The sequence below is a fragment of the Dyadobacter sp. 32 genome (assembly GCF_902506755.1).
In the GTDB taxonomy this organism is placed as follows: domain Bacteria; phylum Bacteroidota; class Bacteroidia; order Cytophagales; family Spirosomataceae; genus Dyadobacter.
This window is the reverse complement of sequence record NZ_LR735258.1, coordinates 5,341,871-5,360,107: the sequence shown is the minus strand read 5'-3', so window position 1 is coordinate 5,360,107 and position 18,237 is coordinate 5,341,871. Positions and strand designations below refer to the sequence as shown.

Sequence of the window (18,237 nt, the reverse complement as noted above, 5' to 3'; positions counted from 1 at the left end):
CGGCAAACTGCTTCAGGCATTCCACTCGAACGATCTAAACGATTCAAACGCCTTCCGCAAAACCTCACTTCCCGGCCAGATACCGGTGCCTGTACTCGCTGGGCTTGCAACCCTTTACCTGCTTGAACTGCCTGGCAATATTTTTGCTGTCTGTCAGCCCCATATCCAGCGCTATTTCAAAGACGGACATATCGGTATCCAGCAGCTTCTTGGTGAATTTTTCGATGCGCAGGTTGAAAATGTATTTGTAGATCGGATAACCGGTTATTTCCAGAAAACGCTTTTCCAATGCCCTGCGGGACAAAGGAACCTGTTTCACTACTTCATCTACGTGCAGGTTTTTCTCAATATTCTGATGAATGTATTTCAGCGATGAAGCAATGTGATCATCATTCGTCGCGTAAATATCGGTGGAGTGCCGCGTGATTACCTGCGTGGGTTTTACCACGATATCGTAATGATCCGAGATCCCGTTTTTCATCATTTGATGCAGTAGTTTGGCTGCATCATAGCCACCTTTTTCCACATCCAGCGCAATGCTTGAAAGTGGCGGATCGGAAAGATCGCAGATCATCACATCATTATCCACACCCAAAACGGCCACTTCTTCCGGAATACGGATTCCCGCATGCCGGCAGGCTTCTGTGATATGCTGCCCCTGGTTGTCGTCGCAGGTCATGAGGGCAATGGGTTTGGGGAGTGAAATCAGCCAACGGCTCAACGAACTGGGCTTATAATACCAAAGCTCACTGGATCTTGCTTTTTTATGCTCAAAGTAATGCACTTTATGACCGGCTTTGACGACCCTTTCCTCATAACCTTCAGCTCGTTCCCGAGACCATACAATGTCCTTAAACCCATAAAAGGCAAAATTTTTGAAGCCCTTTTTCAGGAAATAATCGGCACCCAGCACACCCGTTTCATGGTAAGCACCGGTAATGTTGGGTATATCTCCGAAACGCTCCTTAAAATCCTGCGCGATCACCGGAATCCCCGCCTCCACCACCTTCCGAATTTCCTTGTCGTGATAAAGCTGCCCGATGATCCCGTCGGCGCCCCATTCCTGAGCCCATTTCAATATACCATCAATACCTATCGTTTCCCTGTGAAACAGCGGCATACGGCAAAATATCCAGGGGCCAAATTCACGAGAATACGTGCTGATTCCCTTTAAAAGGCTTTTACTGTACTCTTCCGCGAAGTCGATGAGCAGGATAATTTTATACATGTTGTGTGGCCAATGTCCGGATGAATGTATGATTTTCGCCCGTCAAATGCAATGTCAGAACAATTCTTTCAAGCTTTTCACAGTGACATTATTTACCAGCGGTTTGGCCCAGATTCCTATGCTAAGAATGTAACCAAGCGGGATCAACAGAAAGAGCATAGCCATCCGTAAACCTACCAGCTCACCCAGGCCGCCAATGATCAGAGGTACCACCGCTCCGCCGGCAATACCGGCACATAAAATACCCGAAAAAGTACCGTGATGATGCGGTACGGAGTTAAGCGCAAGCGAAAAAATGACGGAGTACATGACAGAGGCAAAGAATCCCGTCATTGGAAAGGCATAAATAGCGAGTTCCTTGGATCCGAACAACGCAACGAGCATAGCCACCACTGCACCGGAGGTGAAAATGATGAGCACTTTCCGGCTATCAAAAAATTTGAGCAGTAACAATCCTAAAAAGCATCCAATCGTAAGCAGTCCCCAAAAATAGGAGATCACGGATGCACCTGTGGTGGCCGGATCTACCCCGTGGTAGGTCTGAAGGAATTTGGAAATCCAGTTGGCTATGCCCTGCTCTGTACCTACATAAGCAAATATCCCCAGAAAGAAAAGCAGCGCGTATCTGTTACCCAACAGTTCGCCAAAAGCTTTACCCACATCAATCCGCTCATCTTCTTTCAATTCCACCTTGGGAAATTTGACCATCCAGATCACGATCACCATGGCCAGTGCTATCACAGAAAACACCCAGTACAGCGAAACCCATTTCAGGTTTGCCGGGACAAGTTTGTTTAAAGTGTCTATCAGTAATCCTGTCTTATCCGAATGTACCGATTGCACCAGATAGCTATACAAAAGAGGGCTCAAAAATGAAGCGGCGCCAAAAAACAACTGAGCCAGCACAGAATTGAAGGCAAACTTCTCCTCCCCGCCCGCCACGCGCAGCAACGGATTGATCACCACCTGAAGCATCGCCATACCCACACCAATCAAAAACAAAGAGAGCAACGCTATGGAGAAACCTGGAATGACGGCAAATAGTAAAGCACCAAAGAAAGCCAGAAAGAAGGCCCAGATCAGCACGCTCTTCTCTCCATACTTTTCAACCAACAGACCCGACGGGATGGACATAACACCGTATGCTACAAAGAAAGCAAAAGGAAGAAAGCCCGCAAGCCCGATACTCAGATCAAAACTATCCACGATGTCGGGAATGATCGGACCGAGGATATTGGTCAGAAAAGAAATTACAAAGAATATTACCAGAATTAAAACAACAATAAAGGTATTACGCTGCATAGAGAGAGATTTTGGTTATCAGGGCAAGATAATCATAAAACAGTTATGCATCCAGTAATGCTGCTGCACCCAGCAAAGCAATATTCTGGTTTTCTGAAAACATAATCGTGAGTCGCTTAATGGAGTCCGGGTAAGCAAAGTCACGCAGACTGTCGGACATGGAGGCTTTGAAAAACTGGTACGCCTTGGCTATGGATCCGCCAATCACAATCGCCTCTGGATCGTAGGTGTACATCACCGTTTTGATCACAGAGCCCAGGTGTATGCCGAACTCCCCCCAGGTTTCAAGCGCCCTGGTATCCCCGTTCAAAGCCGACTGATAGGCAACATGCGCATCTACATTTAGTGCGTTCCTGAAAAACCGGTTGCAAACGTAATTCTCAAGGATGGAATCTTTGTAAGGCAACATCCCGATTTCTCCTGCACCGCAATTGTTACCGGTGTAAAGGTGGTTATCGATGATAATCCCCGATCCCAGCCCGGTACCCAACGCCAGACCCACAACGGATTTGTATTTTTGAGCAAGGCCAAACCGGTGCTCGCCCAGTATAAAGCAATTCACATCATTATTTATTGAAACCGGCAGATTAAATTCATCCTGAATGATATCCCGAAGAGCCACTTCCTCCCAGGAAGGTATGTTCATCACGTTATACACGATACCCTTATCCAGGTTCACAACGGATGGCACGCCGATACCGATTCCTTTAACAGGATATTTGGTGAGAGGCCGTATAAGCTCCACCAGCTGTGATAACGTGGATGTGAGCGATTCTTTATCCTGCAGCAGCAGATGATCCTGCCTCGTGATGCTTCCACCCAGCTCTATTCCGGCCCTTATATTTGTACCGCCGATATCGACACCTATGTTCATTAAAATTTTACAGAATTGAGTTATTAATTTTTTGTTAAGCGTTTAAAATGCCATCCAGCTTATCACATGGCCTTGTACGGGTAAGCCACTTCATTGCCACTTACCCGTAACGGCAGCCATTATTCAAAATAAAAGAGGGCCTTATTTCGCAATTAATTCACTTGTTCGGCTCGAACTGCCAGCGAGATCAAAACTTTTGATTTTCACGGTCCCGGATACCTGCACAGGTGCCTTGTACAAGGCCGACTGCATGGTTGGTTCCGATCCGTCGGTTGTATATCTTATGTCCAAACCCGGCAATTCGATATTGGCATACAACATCCCCTGTTCAATTTTGGCACCCGGCATCGGCAGCCGGTAATTGTAGCCTCCGTTCAGATACTTCATTCGCGGAATATCTTTCCTGGCAATGGTATTGGCAAAAATATTCCAGCCTGCCTGTGTCATTTTTTTTCTGGACACCGGATCCTCCACAGTCTCCCAAGCGCGCTCAGGTGCCCAGGCGCTTTCTGCAAAGCCCATGAGTTTGGGCAATATGGAATACTCCATCATTCCCCTCCCCTTGATGGTTTCACTCCAAAGCTGGGCTTCCACACCCAAAACATTTTTCCTGGCATCGGGTCTGAGTTTTTCCTTACCCACAAACTCCTCCTTCATGGGTTTTCCCATCGAAGTCTCCTCCGTTGTTGTAAACATATTGAAGGGTGAAAACAACCAGTTGTCACGCGTATCCACAAACCCCGCCCAGTACAGCCCTGGCTCTTTGGGATCGTTGCCGTAGGACATATCGAAGTAGAAATTGGTCACATTACACAGCACCACCTGATAACCCGCATTGGCCAGCCTGTTGCCCAGATCCACATCATACACATTGTTCCAGATGTACGGTACCACGGGGTGTCCTACAAACTCCTTGTTGGCCAGGTATGCGCCGGCAGGTGTTTTCGTGAGTGCCACTTCTTCCCATCCATGCACTTTCAGGTTTCTTTTCTCAAGCTTCGGTAGCAGCCTGCGGAAAAAATAAGCCTGAAGATTTTTGGCGCTTCCGATCTCCGGATTGTCTTTGATCAGCTGTGCGGCCATGGGCGATTTGGTCCAGGCTCCTTCGGCCACCTCGTCCCCTCCCGTGTGAAAAGTATCCATAGTAAGGCCTGCCTCTTTGTACATTTTGGCCATTTCATCCACTACTTTTTCAAAGAAATGATAGGTGGATTCACGGGCAACACTTACCACATTGTTTTTATATGCCTGAGCCGACAGGTACACCGACTTGTCGTCCGGATCTATCAGCCGGTATTCATTCGCTTCTTTTTCTTTCCCCTCTTTCATCAACCGCGCATAGCGTGCCTCCATGGACTTGATAGCGGCCAGTGCATGTCCCGGAAAGTTCAGCTCCGGAATAACCTTGATGTGCCTTTCTTTGGCGTACTTTAAAATTTCAATAAAATCTGCCTTGGTATAAAACCCACTGCCGTGCTTGTCCTTATCGTAAGCCACCGGCCCGGATCCATAACCGGGTTGCAAGCCGGGAAAATCCATTCCCGAAATATGCTGACGCTGAGCGCCCACCTCTGTCAGTTCGGGTAAGCCGTCAATTTCTACACGCCAGCCTTCGTCCTCAGTCGTGTAAAAAAGGAAGTGATTCACCTTGTAGGTGGCCAGCAAATCGATCACTCTTTTGACCGATTCTTTGGTTTGAAAGTTACGCGCTACGTCCAGATGCAGGCTGCGGAACTGAAACCGGGGTGCATCTTCCACCTGAACGAATCCGAAAGCCAGCGTACTTGCGGGTTTCTGGTAAGCCGCTGTGGGGGCGAGTTGCAGCAGACTTTGCACACCATAAAATACACCCGCCGCATCACTGCCGGTAATGGTGACACCCTTGGCACCAATGCCCAGTTTGTATGCCTCTTTCCCTACCCCGTTCACCTGAAACTGAGCCTTTTTAAGCACAATAGCCGGTGAGGCATCAGGTGCCCCTGCCTTGACCGACAGTTCCGAACCCATTAATGTCTTTAATTTTTGCGTCAAATAACGGGCCTCGTTTTCCAGTCCGGCTTCGTAGAAAATCCCGGTACCGGAAGTCACATTGAAAGTACCTGCACCAGCAAGCATTTTTACAGGGCTCGGAATGATTTTCAGCAACTGAGACTGATCTATTAAAGAGAATGCAAGGTTATCATTAAACCGCGTTTCAGGTGTTGGCACCTGCTTAAGATCCATTTTGCCCCTCAATATTTGTTCTTTTGTAGTGAAAGGCTCCACTGTAAAATCGGCCACCTGCACAATGCTCGTTTCCTTTCCCTCATTGTCGTAAAAAACGAAATACAAGCCCATAGGCGCGTCGGTTTCCTTGACCACACCTTCCGTGCCGGTATATGTTATCTCAATGGAGTCGTCGGGGCGGAGTGTAAAATCCTTTGCGGCCACCATTTTGTACCAATCACCATTAATATGCTCGATCACTGCCGGTTGCGGTGTTTTGTTCGACTGGATCGGCCTCGGGGACATGTTGAAAAACAAGGCCCAGTTCTTACCGTCCAGGGTAAAATCACTTCCGTTTTTCAGCGTGAACTTTGCTTCAAAACTGCCCTCCGGTTCAATAAAATTGCTGACCAGTTTCCAGGAAACACTGATTTTCTCCGCCTGTTCCTTCGACACCTTTCCGGGTTGTTTGCAGGCAGAAAGCAGCACCAGAACGGATGCAATGAATAGTAGTGATTTTTTCCTCATAGGTGTCTTATACTTTGTAACGGTTGTCAATATTCTATTTTGGGCAGATTACCTTGTGAACCCACCAATCAATGCTCAAACTGATTTACCCAACGACATTGGCGCTTCACAACAAGCCATTTTCATTGTGCCTGTATAGTACTTGTGATTTGGAAAATGATACTATCTGCCGCAGGTTTTATGCCAGGGCGGAGTTGGGAAAGTATTGCTGGACAGGAGGAAAGAGGCTTAAGAAAGGGGGTTAAATGTTCTACGGTTGTGCGCTCTGATCGGGGGCGACCAGGGTTTGCTGATTGAAAAAAAGGACAGTTTAGGCGGGAGATTGGTGTAAAATCAAGGAGAGCAGGACCCTGGCTATCCAATTTCCTGAACCGAATCAACAATCCATCCTTCCACATCACTCCCCCGTCTCTGCCTGCTTACCACCGGCGGGAGGGGCATCTGTGGGCATGTTTTCACCCAGCAATTTACCCCAGGGTTTAAGGCCTTCGATGCGGTCAAAAATTATTTTGAGTACCGCTACAAAGGGGATGGACAAAAACATTCCGCTCACACCCCATAAGCTACCGCCCAATAGGACAACCAGGATGGAGATCAACGCATTGACGGACACCTTCGATGATACGATCCGGGGCACAATGATATTGTTATCGGCAAACTGAATGAGTGTATACGCGCCCACGATCAGCAGTGGCGTAGTGAGGTTATCGCCCGTCACCAACGACATCAATACAGGCAGTCCTATCGCAATAATGCCACCGACATAGGGGATCAGGTTCATTATCGCACCAATTACACCCAGTAAAATGGCATACTCTACCCCCAGAATAAGCAGGGCTGCAGAATTCAGCACCGCTATGATGGAGGTCTCAATCATGAGACCCACAATGTAGCTTTGCACAGCGCCTTTGGTTTCCTGGAGTATTTCGGCAACCTGGCCGGAATTATCCTCTTCAAAAACCTCAAATATAAAATTGAGCAAGAGCGGTTTGTAAAACAGCAAAAGAAATATGTACAAGGGGATCAGCACCAGAAAAGTAAGCATACCCATGACGGTGTTGAGTGTTTTGCCCACAAGCGCTTTACCACTACTCATTACATCTTTGGCCATACTGGTCTGCTTTTCCGCCGACATGCCAAATTTGGCAGTGATCCAGGTCTGCCCTTCATGCAACAGGGAAAGGAACTTGGCCTGAAGCTGCGGAATCATTTCACCAAACTGCGCAATCTGCGACGACAGAAAAAACAACAAAGCCGCAACAATCAACATCGCCCCAAAGATGGTGAGCACAATCGCCAGGATCTTGTTCAGGTTTTTACCAGCTAAAAACACATACACCGGATTGAGTAAAATGGCGATCAGCCCTGCAAAAGCAAAAGGCACCAGGACGTCCTGTAACAAAGCGAGAATAAAAAAAAACAGGTACAGGCCAATGAGGATCAGCGGCGCTTTGATGTAAAAAGGGTACTTGCCTTCTTTAGCAACCTCACCGACTGTTTTTGTTGCCTGATTAAAGATATTTTTCATTCAATTTTCAGTAGTAATGGTGGTCATTTATCATTTGGTAATAGTTGTTTCCTCATTTTATCAACCGTAACTCCTCAACGTAACATTTCCCTCCAACATCGAAGGAGAAGGCTGCACAAGGCGTTGGCTTATAAAAAATAACGGACCGCCTTATGCAGTCCGTTATGAAGTATAATTTCTTTGGTTTTTAGCTTGTTACTTTAGGATTCAAATAATCATGCCACAACAATGCACTTAACAGGGAAGTGATCCCGCCAGGAGCATGGCCCAACTGGTATGATTGTAATGAGCTGTCTCAATTCGGTATTTCACTTATAGCCATCTTTATTTTGCATAAGAATATCTTGCTTTTGATCTTCGTGCTCTTTTCAGGCACATCATTAAGCCAAACGCTACAGATCATACCCGGGGAGAATAATAGTGGCCTGCGGGCAAATATGGGTATCCTGACAGATTACAGTTCCGGCATTGAAGAGCTATCCGCAGATACCAGCCTTCATTTTTTGGCGTTGCCGGATTCTATTTCCGTTGGTCACATTTATTGGCTGAAAATTGTCGTCGATAACCCGAATGAGCTACACAGGGATTACGTCGTGAGAATTACACCACAGCTTAAGAATACCCTATATTATTTCCACCCGGATCAAAAAAAGTGGATTGCAAGCCAAAAAGATGCCCTGAACAACACCGGGGCAAGATTACTGGGAAGGCACTCGGTCAGCTTCGCCGGTAAGCGCAGCACCACATTTTTTGTAAAAGTTGACCTAACCATCTTTGGTCATCGCGACCGCAAGCTGAGACTAGCCATTTCCTTTCAGCCAGAAGCGCAGGCCGCACAGCATGAGCAAACGATCCGGATTGCGTGGGTCTGCTGTATGGTTGTATTGATGCTTTTTATGCTCAATAACCTTTATGTGTATCTAAACTTTCGGGACAAAACCATCCTATTTTATCTGATCGCGCAATTAGGTGGAATGTTTTACATTACGGGTTACCGATGGATCTCTTATCAATTTTTACCGATCCGGGTCTTTAACATCGACGTGCATGAAATAATCACCTATTACGATTTAAACAAAATCATTGTCCATGTAGCCATTGTGGTAACATTGTATGGGCTCACTATGCTTACACGTACCTTTCTCAACACCAAGAAACTGCTGCCTCGGATGGATGGTATGCTGCGTCTCAACATGGGTATCTATGCAGGGTTTACCGTGATTCTAATGGGCTTAAATATGGCTGGCTACAAGCTGGAGTACCATACCCTGCCCTATGATAATGTTTACTGCGGAATAATTATATTATTCATTTTAGTTACTGGCATAGCTGCATACAGGCAAAAAATTCCACTGGCAACCCCATTTCTGATCGCCAATGGCTTTCCCTTGCTTTTTATGCTTGCCATTCCGCTATCTCATCTGTTCATTTCGTTTCAAAACGAAGAAAACCTTTGGATCCCCGAACTGGTAGTGCTTACCCAAACACTGGCCTTGTCATTTGCCCTGGTTGCACGTACCAAAGCAGTACAGCGCGATTTGTCAGTAGCTGAAATGGATAAGAGGCAATTGGAATTTAATCTCAAAGAGGCCGGCTACAGGGTTCAGCTGAATCAACTGGAGATCGCCAAAATGAACGCGGTTATTGATTCTGAAAAAGCTAAAAACGAGCTGTTGCAGGAAAGACTGGAAACCAACCAACGCGAACTGGCGTCCTCAACACTGCACATGGTTCAAAAAAACGAGCTGCTAAGCCATTTGAAATCTCAGATGCAGCTGCTCAGCCGCCCCAACCCCAGTACTGCCCAGGGTATGCGGCAAATGAGCTTACTGATTGACAACAGTTCCCAACTCGACTCAGACTGGAAAAAATTCAAAATACATTTTGAACAGGTTCACCCCTATTTTTTTGAAGAATTGGAAGCCAGATATCCGCAGCTTACCATGAAGGAAACCAGGCTATATGCCTATTTGCATATGAAGCTTTCTCACAAAGAAATTGCCGCCTTACTCAGCATTGACCCCGCCAGTGTCCGCCGGGCCAAGACGAGACTCTACAAAAAAATGGCAATTCCTGAAACGTTGTAATTTAGGAACTGAAAAGTTTCTCGCTTATTAGCCCAAATTTATTTCACTGTGATACAGACAATTACCTAGTCTGTCTACGCTTTGTCCACCCTCCATTTTTGGCAAATGAAGATTTAATAAGCTGATTTGTCAACCAATCCTATCCTCTATCCGTAAGAAATACGAAACACAGATTTCGCGCCTTCCTCTAAAATATAAACTCAACCTTTCAGAAATTCAATGCAACTGCTTCTTCTCCTTCGGCGATCCTTGTATTGGAAACCGCTTAAAACTTTTCTTTCACACAGCCCGCTGTTTTTAATAGGAGCTGTTTTAATTGCCGCTGTTGCCACGCCATGTTACGCAGGAACGCGTGGCAAATCAGCATCAATCTTTGACCTTACGCACAGCACACTTTCAATTCAGGCTGTTACCGGCTACACATACCAGATCATTGCCAATCAGGACGGCACTTTTGGTTATGATGTTTTTGCCGATGGAAAGCTGTTTATCCACCAGCCTACCATACCGGCTATGCCAGGCACCAAGGGTTTTGAAAGCAAAGCTGCCGCTGAAAGTGTGGCCAGACTGGTTTTGAAAAAATTAAAGCAGGGCGAAGTACCCCCAACGGTATACCTTGAAGAAATGAAAAAGCTTAACGCTATATAACTTTTATCAGCCGCACTCCCTGACCAATCAGCGCTACTCAAACACGATTATAATCCTTGACCACGAAACCGGTTTTATGAAAAATCTTCTGCTCAATCTTTTCCTTTTGCTGATCAGCACCCATACGCTTCCAGCGCAGACCATTTACCTTGTAGATGCGCAAAAAACGACAAATTCCGCTGCTACCGGCGTGACCACCGTGGATGCCACCGCATGGAATAATGCCTGTGGCAATCTGCAGACTGCCATTAGCGCTGCAACCGTCAATGACCAGGTATGGGTAAAGGCGGGAAACTATGAGCCGGCAGGTGCTGCGGCCACCATAATTATGAAACAAGGTGTGCAGCTATATGGGCATTTTGCAGGTACAGAGTTACAACTATCGCAGAGGGATCTGACAATAGGAGCGAACAAAACAACACTAAGGGGCTCAGGAAACGTCATGCAGGGCTTTAATCTGACAAACGCAACGATTCTGGATGGCTTTACATTTACGCCCAGAAGCAGTTCAACAGGCAACACACGCGGACTTTATCTGGGCAATTCATCACCTGTGATCCGGAACTGCATCTTTGAAGGGCTTCGGGCCAATCCGTCAGGGGCAGCCATTTCCAATAACAATTCATCCCCGGCGATCTCAGATTGTATATTTCGCAATAACACTGCGGGCTTTGCGGGCTGCATCTCTAATTCAAATGGTTCGCCCGTATTTACCAACTGCAAATTCCTGAACAATACAGGTACAGCCATGTACAATGACGCTTCAACCATCACGCTCACCAATTGTACCTTTGACAGCAACAACTGGCACAGCGGAGCTTATGGCGGTGCTCTTTACAATACCTACGGTACCATATCAACGATATCTGGCTGTACATTTACCAACAATCAGAACCAGGGTACTTTTGGCGGTGCAATTCACGACTTTGAGTCAACAAGTACTATTGACAACTCCACTTTCGCAGGCAATAGCACCTCTGGTGGTGGCGGTGCTATTGCCAATTACGGTCCCGGATCTTCATTGACGCTCAACAGATGCGTGATCCGGAATAACAGCGTCACCGATGCAAGTGGTGGGGGAATATACACAGGTGGAAACCTTACGGCAAAAAACTGTTTCATCAGCAATAATACTGCCTCGGGAAGCGGTGGAGGAACAGTGGGGGGAGGTAACTTTATCAATTGTGTCATCAGCGGTAACTCAACCGCTTCCAATGGCGGCGGAACATTCGGCGGCTCTTTTACCAATTGTGTTATTGCAAAAAACAGTGCGCGCGAATATGGCGGCGGCACGCTCTCAGCCGGCGCTATCACAAATTCCATTATTTGGGGAAACAGCTCCGAGTTGTATCCCGACAACGCCGATATCCTGCCAGGCTCTTCCACCTTTTCTCATAGTTATGTAGACAAAGGATATGCAGGAGAAGGAAGCAGCAGCGAAGACCCAAAGCTTGTCAACATCAATAATCCCGCAGGTGAAGATGGTATCTTCGGAACCTCTGACGATGGCTTGCGCCTTCAGAACTGCAGTCCTGCCCTTGACGGTGGTACCAATGAAAATCTGGTAGAAACTACGGATATCCTGGGCCAGCCCCGCATCTACAACAACACAGTGGACCCGGGTCCTTACGAGTTTCAAGGCGCAACAGAGATCCCTCCAGTCATCACTGCAAGCGGTCCCCTGGCCATCTGTGAGGGTGGCAGCCTGTTGTTATCAACCCCGGAAGGTTATCAGGGAACCTACTTGTGGAGCCCCGGCAATGCAACCAGCCAAACTTTAACCGTTACCACGGCAGGTACGTATCAGGTCACCATTACAACTTCCGGTGGCTGCACCTCTACGACAGCACCCGTCGTGGTAACGGTCAGCGACGCGCCTGCCACACCCGTCATCACGGCAAGCGGCGCAACCGAATTGTGTCCCGGCAGTAGCGTCGTATTGACAAATCCTGATTCAGGAGGTACATGGACCGCCAAAGCAACACCCGGCAACACTCCCCGGGCGAACGCAGTGGCTTTTGCAATAGGAAACAAAGGATACATGGGTACAGGCATCAATGCCACAGGACAAAACCTGAAAGACTTCTGGGAATATGATCCTGAAAGCAACATATGGATGCAAAAAGCGGATTTCCCCGGATCTGCCCGGAGCGTGGCGGCCGGTTTTGCCATGGGCAACTATGGTTATATAGGAACTGGTTTTGATGGCGGCCATACCAAAGACTTTTACCAATACGACCCAGCCAACAATCTCTGGACAAGAAAAGCTGATTTCGGAGGAGTCGCCCGCTACAAAGCCACCGGGTTCAGCATCGGCAGCAAGGGTTACATTACGCTTGGGTACATGCCAACCGGATACTCCAGAGAAATTTGGGAATATAACCCGGCAAATGATAACTGGACAGCAAAAAAACCTTTTCCTGGTAACGCCAGAGAGGCTGCGGTCGGTTTCAGTATCGGAAATGCAGGGTATGTAGGCACCGGTTTCCTGGGTGGTGCCAGCCAGAAAGATTTTTACAAATACGATCAGGCTATAGATGAATGGGAAAGAAAAGCCGATTTCGGGGGCTCTGCCCGCTCCTATGGTGTGGGATTCAGTATCGGCACGCTTGGGTACCTCGGAACAGGCAGCAATACAAATGATTTCTGGGTGTATGACCCGGCCGCTGACACCTGGACTGAAAAAGCGTCCGTTCCCGGTACCGGAAAAGTTGGCGCAATCGGTTTTGTGATCCATGGAAAAGGGTATCTGGGAACAGACACAGGCACGAACAAATTTTACCAGTACGTTCCTGCGCCTTCATATACTTGGAGCACGGGTGCCAGCTCGCCATCCATTACCGTAAACACAGCAGGGAGCTACACACTCACTGCGAATAACGCGGGCTGTTCACGTACTTCTGCACCAACCACCGTCACCATAGATAAAATTGCGGCAATTCCTACCCTCACCATCGTTCAACCTACCTGTGCGGTAATCACTGGCAGTGTGACTGTTGAATCTGATCAGAACACTTCTGAGGGATACGCCTATGCTTTGGGAACCGGCCAATATCAATCTGCGAATACATTTGCCGGTCTGTCACCAGGGAGCTATACCGTTCACGTCAAAAGTGCAGGAAGCTGCATCAGCAGTGCGGATTTTACGATGAATGTAGCATTGCCCCCTGCAACGCCGGTTGTAACGGCAAGCGGGCCACTTGCCATCTGCCCGGGTGGCAGTGTAACGCTTTCTGCACCCGCCGGCTATTTATCTTATTTATGGAGCAACGGGCAGACCACAAATTCCATTATTGTGTCCCAAAGCGGTAGCTACACCGTCACCATCTCGGATGAGCGCTCCTGTGCTGCGACTTCGGCTGAGGTAACAGTAACCGAAACAATTCCTGCTTTACCCGTACTAACGGCAGTGCAACCTACCTGCTCTGAACCCTTGGGAACCATCACTGTTGAAAACGCATCAGCCGGATACACTTATGCTATTGGGTCAGGAGCATATCAGCAAAGTAATGCATTTGCAAACCTGCCCGCTGGTACCTATACGGTTTACTTGAAAACCTCAAACGGATGTATAGCCTCAGCCAATGCCACGATCGTCCCCTCCACGATCAGCATCACAGCGAATGGTCCGGCTAGCTTCTGTACTGGTGGAAGTGTGACGCTATCAGCACCGGCAGGGTACGAAAGTTACCTATGGAATACGGGCGAAAGTTCATCCGCGATCACTGTATCCGCCTCCAGCGATAACACTGTCACGGTTACAGACGCATCCGGTTGTTCACAGACATCCGAGTCATTTCGGGCACGGGCAATTCCATCTGTATTTTATGTTGACCAGAGTATTGTGGTATCTGGTGACGGAAATAGCTGGACCAACGCCTGCAAAGAGCTCCGTGACGCAGTGACCCTCGCGAAGACTTATGGTTGCATTTCACAAATACATGTAGCAGCAGGCACATACAAACCCACCATTGGCAACAGCCGCGACAGTACGTTTGCATTTTACAGAAGTGGCCTGAAAATATATGGTGGCTATGCACCCGGGGGCGCCAGCAGAAATGTAGCGGCCAACCCCACCGTTTTAAGTGGTGACGTGGGCATAGCGGATGATCTATTGGACAACAGTTACCATGTAGTGGTCATTGCCGGACTGCCCGCATCTTCCGACAGCCTGGTATTTGATGGAATTTCGGTTCTGGATGGTAATGCAAATGGCCCCGATGCACTTGTTACATTGAACAATGTGGGCATATCGCCAAGAAGTGGTGGTGGCATGTATGTTTCCGGCAACGCAGCAACTGTCCCATTGCTTTTAAGAAATTGCAAAATCACTGATAATACTGCTGATTCAAACGGTGGCGGCATTTACATCTCGCAATCACCGTTTGCTGTAACAGGCAGTGTATTTCAAGATAACAATGCTGCGGTCGGCGGTGCCTTATCAGCCGTTGCGGAAAGTCTGGTAGCCCTTGAGGTCAGGGTCAGTAATTCTACCTTCAAATCCAATTACGCTCTAAACGTCGGAGGTGCGGTGGTTACAACCTATTTTCCATCTAAATTTACAAACTGTACCTTCCATTCAAACAGTTCCCGTTCAGCTTCTGGTGCAGTATATGCTGTATTGGCGCCTGCCAGGTTCTACGGATGCGTCTTCAACGACAACACAGCTGTAAATGGTGGAACATTGTTTTTTGCAAGAGGCGAACTTGTTATCCGTAACAGCACATTCAATGAAAGTATTGCAGCTGATACGGGTATCAAGATGTTGCTGATCCAGGAAGCGTCCGGAAGTATTGATAATAGCATTATCTGGCGAAGCACCACATTGGATAATCCTATTACACTTGCCAACAGTAATTCTTTTGTGATCAGAAACAGCATTGTAAAAGGTATCGGTAATGGTAATAACAACTTAAATACAGACCCGCTATTCGTAACTCCCTCAAATCATGCCGGAGCAGACGGCATTTTCGCAACCGCCGATGATGGCCTGCGGTTGCAACCATGCAGCCCGGCGATCAATAGCGGTGATGACAGCTTCGTTCCTGCCGAACTGGTAACTGACCTGAGCGGTGCAACTCGTAAATACGGTAGCCACACAGACCTGGGAGCATATGAATTTGTTAGCAAAAATGTTGCCGAAGGTATTTTGGCAGCAAATGAAGAGGTCTCGACAGAAATCATAGCCAGTGGTGAGACGGTTGTTTTTAAAACCGATGGCTCGGACTGCAAATCGCTTGCCGAAATTCAGTCTGTGGGAAGCAAGCCGGTGACGGGTAATATTACCGCCAAAGTGTGGGTCGATACCAGCCAACCTTCACAGTTCGTCAAACGCCATTTTGAAATTACACCAGATGATGCCCAGGCAGCTTCTGCCACGGCACGGGTAACTTTGTATGCCACCGATGCAGAATTCGCTGCTTTCAATTCCAAGTCCCCGGTTCCACAAAATCTGCTGCCACTGAGCACTGATGATGCCACAACCAGGACAGCCCGAATTGCCAATATTCAGATAGAAAAACGTGCTGGTAAAAGCAGCGATGGCACGGGAGAACCAAGTACCTACCCGGGTACCGCCACCACCATTACACCCTCCTCAGCTGATATAGTGTGGAACAGCACTGCTGAACGCTGGGAAATTAGTTTTAATGTGTCCGGTTTTAGTGGATTTTTTATCAAAACACAATCCAGCCCGCTACCTGTACAATGGGTTTCGGTATCTGCGTCGCTGAATGTAGAAAATCAACCGGTCATAAAATGGAAAGTTCAGGAAACGAATGTTACCGTGTACGCAGTGCAGAAAAGCCTTGACGCACGCTCGTTTGAATCAATTGGCGAATCAGACGGTGTTGGCGATGGTTTGCATCAATATTCTTTTGTTGACAACAACGTGGCCGAGGGTACTGCCTATTACAGGATCAGTCAAACCGACCTGGACGGGACCCAAACGATAAGCCGAATTGTGAAGCTCGAAACTAAAAATACCCTTCCTGCTTTGTCAGTATATCCTATTCCGGCAAAAAATGAAGTATTTGTAATGGTGAAAAGCCAGAAAGAGGAAGCAGAATATAATGTCACGTTTACTGATGTGACCGGCAGAAACCTGAAAATTCAGCCTCTTTCACCAGGGAGTAATAAGGTTGACCTCCGCGATCTGCATTCAGGAATCTATCTGTTGCGGACCAGTCGCGGAGAAGTTTTTAAGGTTATTAAAGAATAGCAAAATCGATCATTTTAATGGCTCTTCACTAATCATCTCTCCCGGCAATCAAAACATTCTGTTCCGGGAGAGAGGGCGGGGGAATTCTGTAAAGCGAAGATCTTTTCCCCCCAATGTCCATCCGGATTCTACGCTCGTCATCAAGATGGTCCTTTACAAAATTCTTTATCTATACTGGTTTGGTTACCTTGCGATTTTTTTTATTCTGCCATACAACTATTCGGCACCCGTCCTGCCTCCTTAGTAAAGAAACGCCTGCTATCGAGATAAGCAGTTGGCCGCATCGTATCAACGGGAAACATGGTGATTTTACTTAAAACCATATAGTTCCAATTACTCTTTGCCATGAACAAAAATATCCTTTTGCTGTTCGCACTACTGCTGAGTCGGCTTGCACCCGCACAGGACAATACAGATATCAGATACACCACCGAGCAGGATACACTTATCAAACAGCGTTTCATTGATCGCTACGAGAATGTATTTATGACAAAGGTGCCGACCAGGCATATTTTGAAAGTGGGTATAGAGTTCTACCCGTATGGTTTTCGGGAGTACGGCACATCCAGTCCGCAAACAAAGTCCCTTACATTAGGATATGAGTACAAGTTGCTGCCCTCACTTTCAATGGGCATAAACGTAAAGGGAGCCGGAGGTTGGGGATCGAGCATAGGCTGGACGGGAAGCATGTCTGCCAATGCACAGGTGCGTTGGTACTTTGATATGAAAAGACGGATTTCCGAAGGCAAAAGCGCCAACAATTTTAGCGGAAATTACCTGGCCATCGTTGGCGAAAAGAACTGGCAAACTGAATTTTTCGCTTTGCCTCAAATGAAGACTGGCATTGAGTTTGGTTTACAAAGAAGGTTTTTCAACAATGGGCTGATCGACTTCGCTGCCGGTGTATACTATCAAAAATCTCAGAGTAGGTACAACCCGTATGAATTTTTAAGTCTTGAAAGGAAAACCAACGATTTCGAAATTTCAACCAGAACCACTTTGGGCCTGGCATTCGGTGACTGGGAAAAATCGGGCAGACTGCCTGCCTGTGATCTGCTTCATTGCGATGAGGCAGTCAACAGTCAATGGAAAATCCTCTGGCCTGTGGTGAAGATAAGTAGTAATGTCATCAATGGTTCATTGGGCATTGCCTACGAAAGAAAACTTGGAGATAGCCCCCTATCCATCAATACGCAGGTTTTGGCAGATTACAACAAATTTTCTGCTGGCTTAGTCGATAATTCTTCTATTTTCAATACGTTACATTATCAGATCCATTCGTCGGTACAGGGCCGGTATTACTTTCTGCAGCAGCGAAATATCCGTAAAGGCGTTGGTGGGAATAACTTATCGGGCTTCTATGCAGGGCCTCATATGGACTATGTTTACTACTACAACACAGTAAACCGTTTCAGCGAAAAAAAACACTTGGGAGCGGGTATCACCTATGGCTACCAGAAAACCCTGTTTCGGAATGCTTACATTGACATAACCGGCACCCAGAGCTGGAATATATTACGAAACCAGATGGGAAAAAATAGATTGGGATCATTGAGAATTGGATTTGGCTTATCCTTTTAGAATTTCCCAGCAACCCACAGCCGGCAAGAAATACAA

The 18,237-nt window shown here is 47.2% G+C and carries 9 protein-coding genes; 4 read left to right on the top strand and 5 right to left on the bottom strand.

What is annotated here, in order from left to right; genetic code table 11:
* Window positions 1-64: 64 nt before the first annotated feature.
* The 5 genes from DYADSP32_RS21920 to DYADSP32_RS21900 all read right to left on the bottom strand — a co-directional run bounded on the left by DYADSP32_RS21920 (window position 65) and on the right by DYADSP32_RS21900 (window position 7,665).
* On the bottom strand, window positions 65-1,228 hold the full coding sequence (locus DYADSP32_RS21920) for a DNA-binding transcriptional regulator (protein WP_149240757.1): 1,164 nt from the start codon (window positions 1,226-1,228) through the stop codon (window positions 65-67).
* Between the two features lie 54 nt (window positions 1,229-1,282).
* The gene (locus DYADSP32_RS21915; RefSeq protein ID WP_149240758.1) at window positions 1,283-2,530 is read right to left on the bottom strand and encodes an MFS transporter; all 1,248 of its coding nucleotides are present in this window, start codon (window positions 2,528-2,530) and stop codon (window positions 1,283-1,285) included.
* A gap of 43 nt (window positions 2,531-2,573) precedes the next feature.
* Entirely contained in the window at window positions 2,574-3,404 is an 831-nt protein-coding gene (locus DYADSP32_RS21910; RefSeq protein WP_149240759.1) for an ROK family protein, read from the bottom strand.
* Between the two features lie 141 nt (window positions 3,405-3,545).
* Window positions 3,546-6,137 (bottom strand): family 20 glycosylhydrolase, encoded by a 2,592-nt coding sequence (locus tag DYADSP32_RS21905; protein WP_149240760.1) that lies wholly within the window; start codon window positions 6,135-6,137, stop codon window positions 3,546-3,548.
* A 397-nt stretch (window positions 6,138-6,534) separates the two neighbouring features.
* Window positions 6,535-7,665 (bottom strand): AI-2E family transporter, encoded by a 1,131-nt coding sequence (locus tag DYADSP32_RS21900; RefSeq protein ID WP_149240761.1) that lies wholly within the window; start codon window positions 7,663-7,665, stop codon window positions 6,535-6,537.
* A 329-nt stretch (window positions 7,666-7,994) separates the two neighbouring features.
* Between DYADSP32_RS21900 and DYADSP32_RS21895 the strand changes: the two genes are divergently transcribed.
* The 4 genes from DYADSP32_RS21895 to DYADSP32_RS21880 all read left to right on the top strand — a co-directional run bounded on the left by DYADSP32_RS21895 (window position 7,995) and on the right by DYADSP32_RS21880 (window position 18,201).
* Window positions 7,995-9,752: a 7TM-DISM domain-containing protein gene (locus DYADSP32_RS21895; RefSeq protein WP_149240762.1), complete on the top strand. Its 1,758-nt coding sequence runs from the start codon at window positions 7,995-7,997 to the stop codon at window positions 9,750-9,752.
* Window positions 9,753-9,971: 219 nt separating this feature from the next.
* Window positions 9,972-10,400 (top strand): DUF4907 domain-containing protein, encoded by a 429-nt coding sequence (locus tag DYADSP32_RS21890; RefSeq protein WP_149240763.1) that lies wholly within the window; start codon window positions 9,972-9,974, stop codon window positions 10,398-10,400.
* Window positions 10,401-10,476: 76 nt separating this feature from the next.
* Window positions 10,477-16,620, top strand: coding sequence for a right-handed parallel beta-helix repeat-containing protein (locus tag DYADSP32_RS21885; protein WP_149240764.1), 6,144 nt, complete (start codon window positions 10,477-10,479; stop codon window positions 16,618-16,620).
* Window positions 16,621-16,965: 345 nt separating this feature from the next.
* On the top strand, window positions 16,966-18,201 hold the full coding sequence (locus tag DYADSP32_RS21880) for a hypothetical protein (protein WP_149240765.1): 1,236 nt from the start codon (window positions 16,966-16,968) through the stop codon (window positions 18,199-18,201).
* Window positions 18,202-18,237 lie beyond the last annotated feature (36 nt).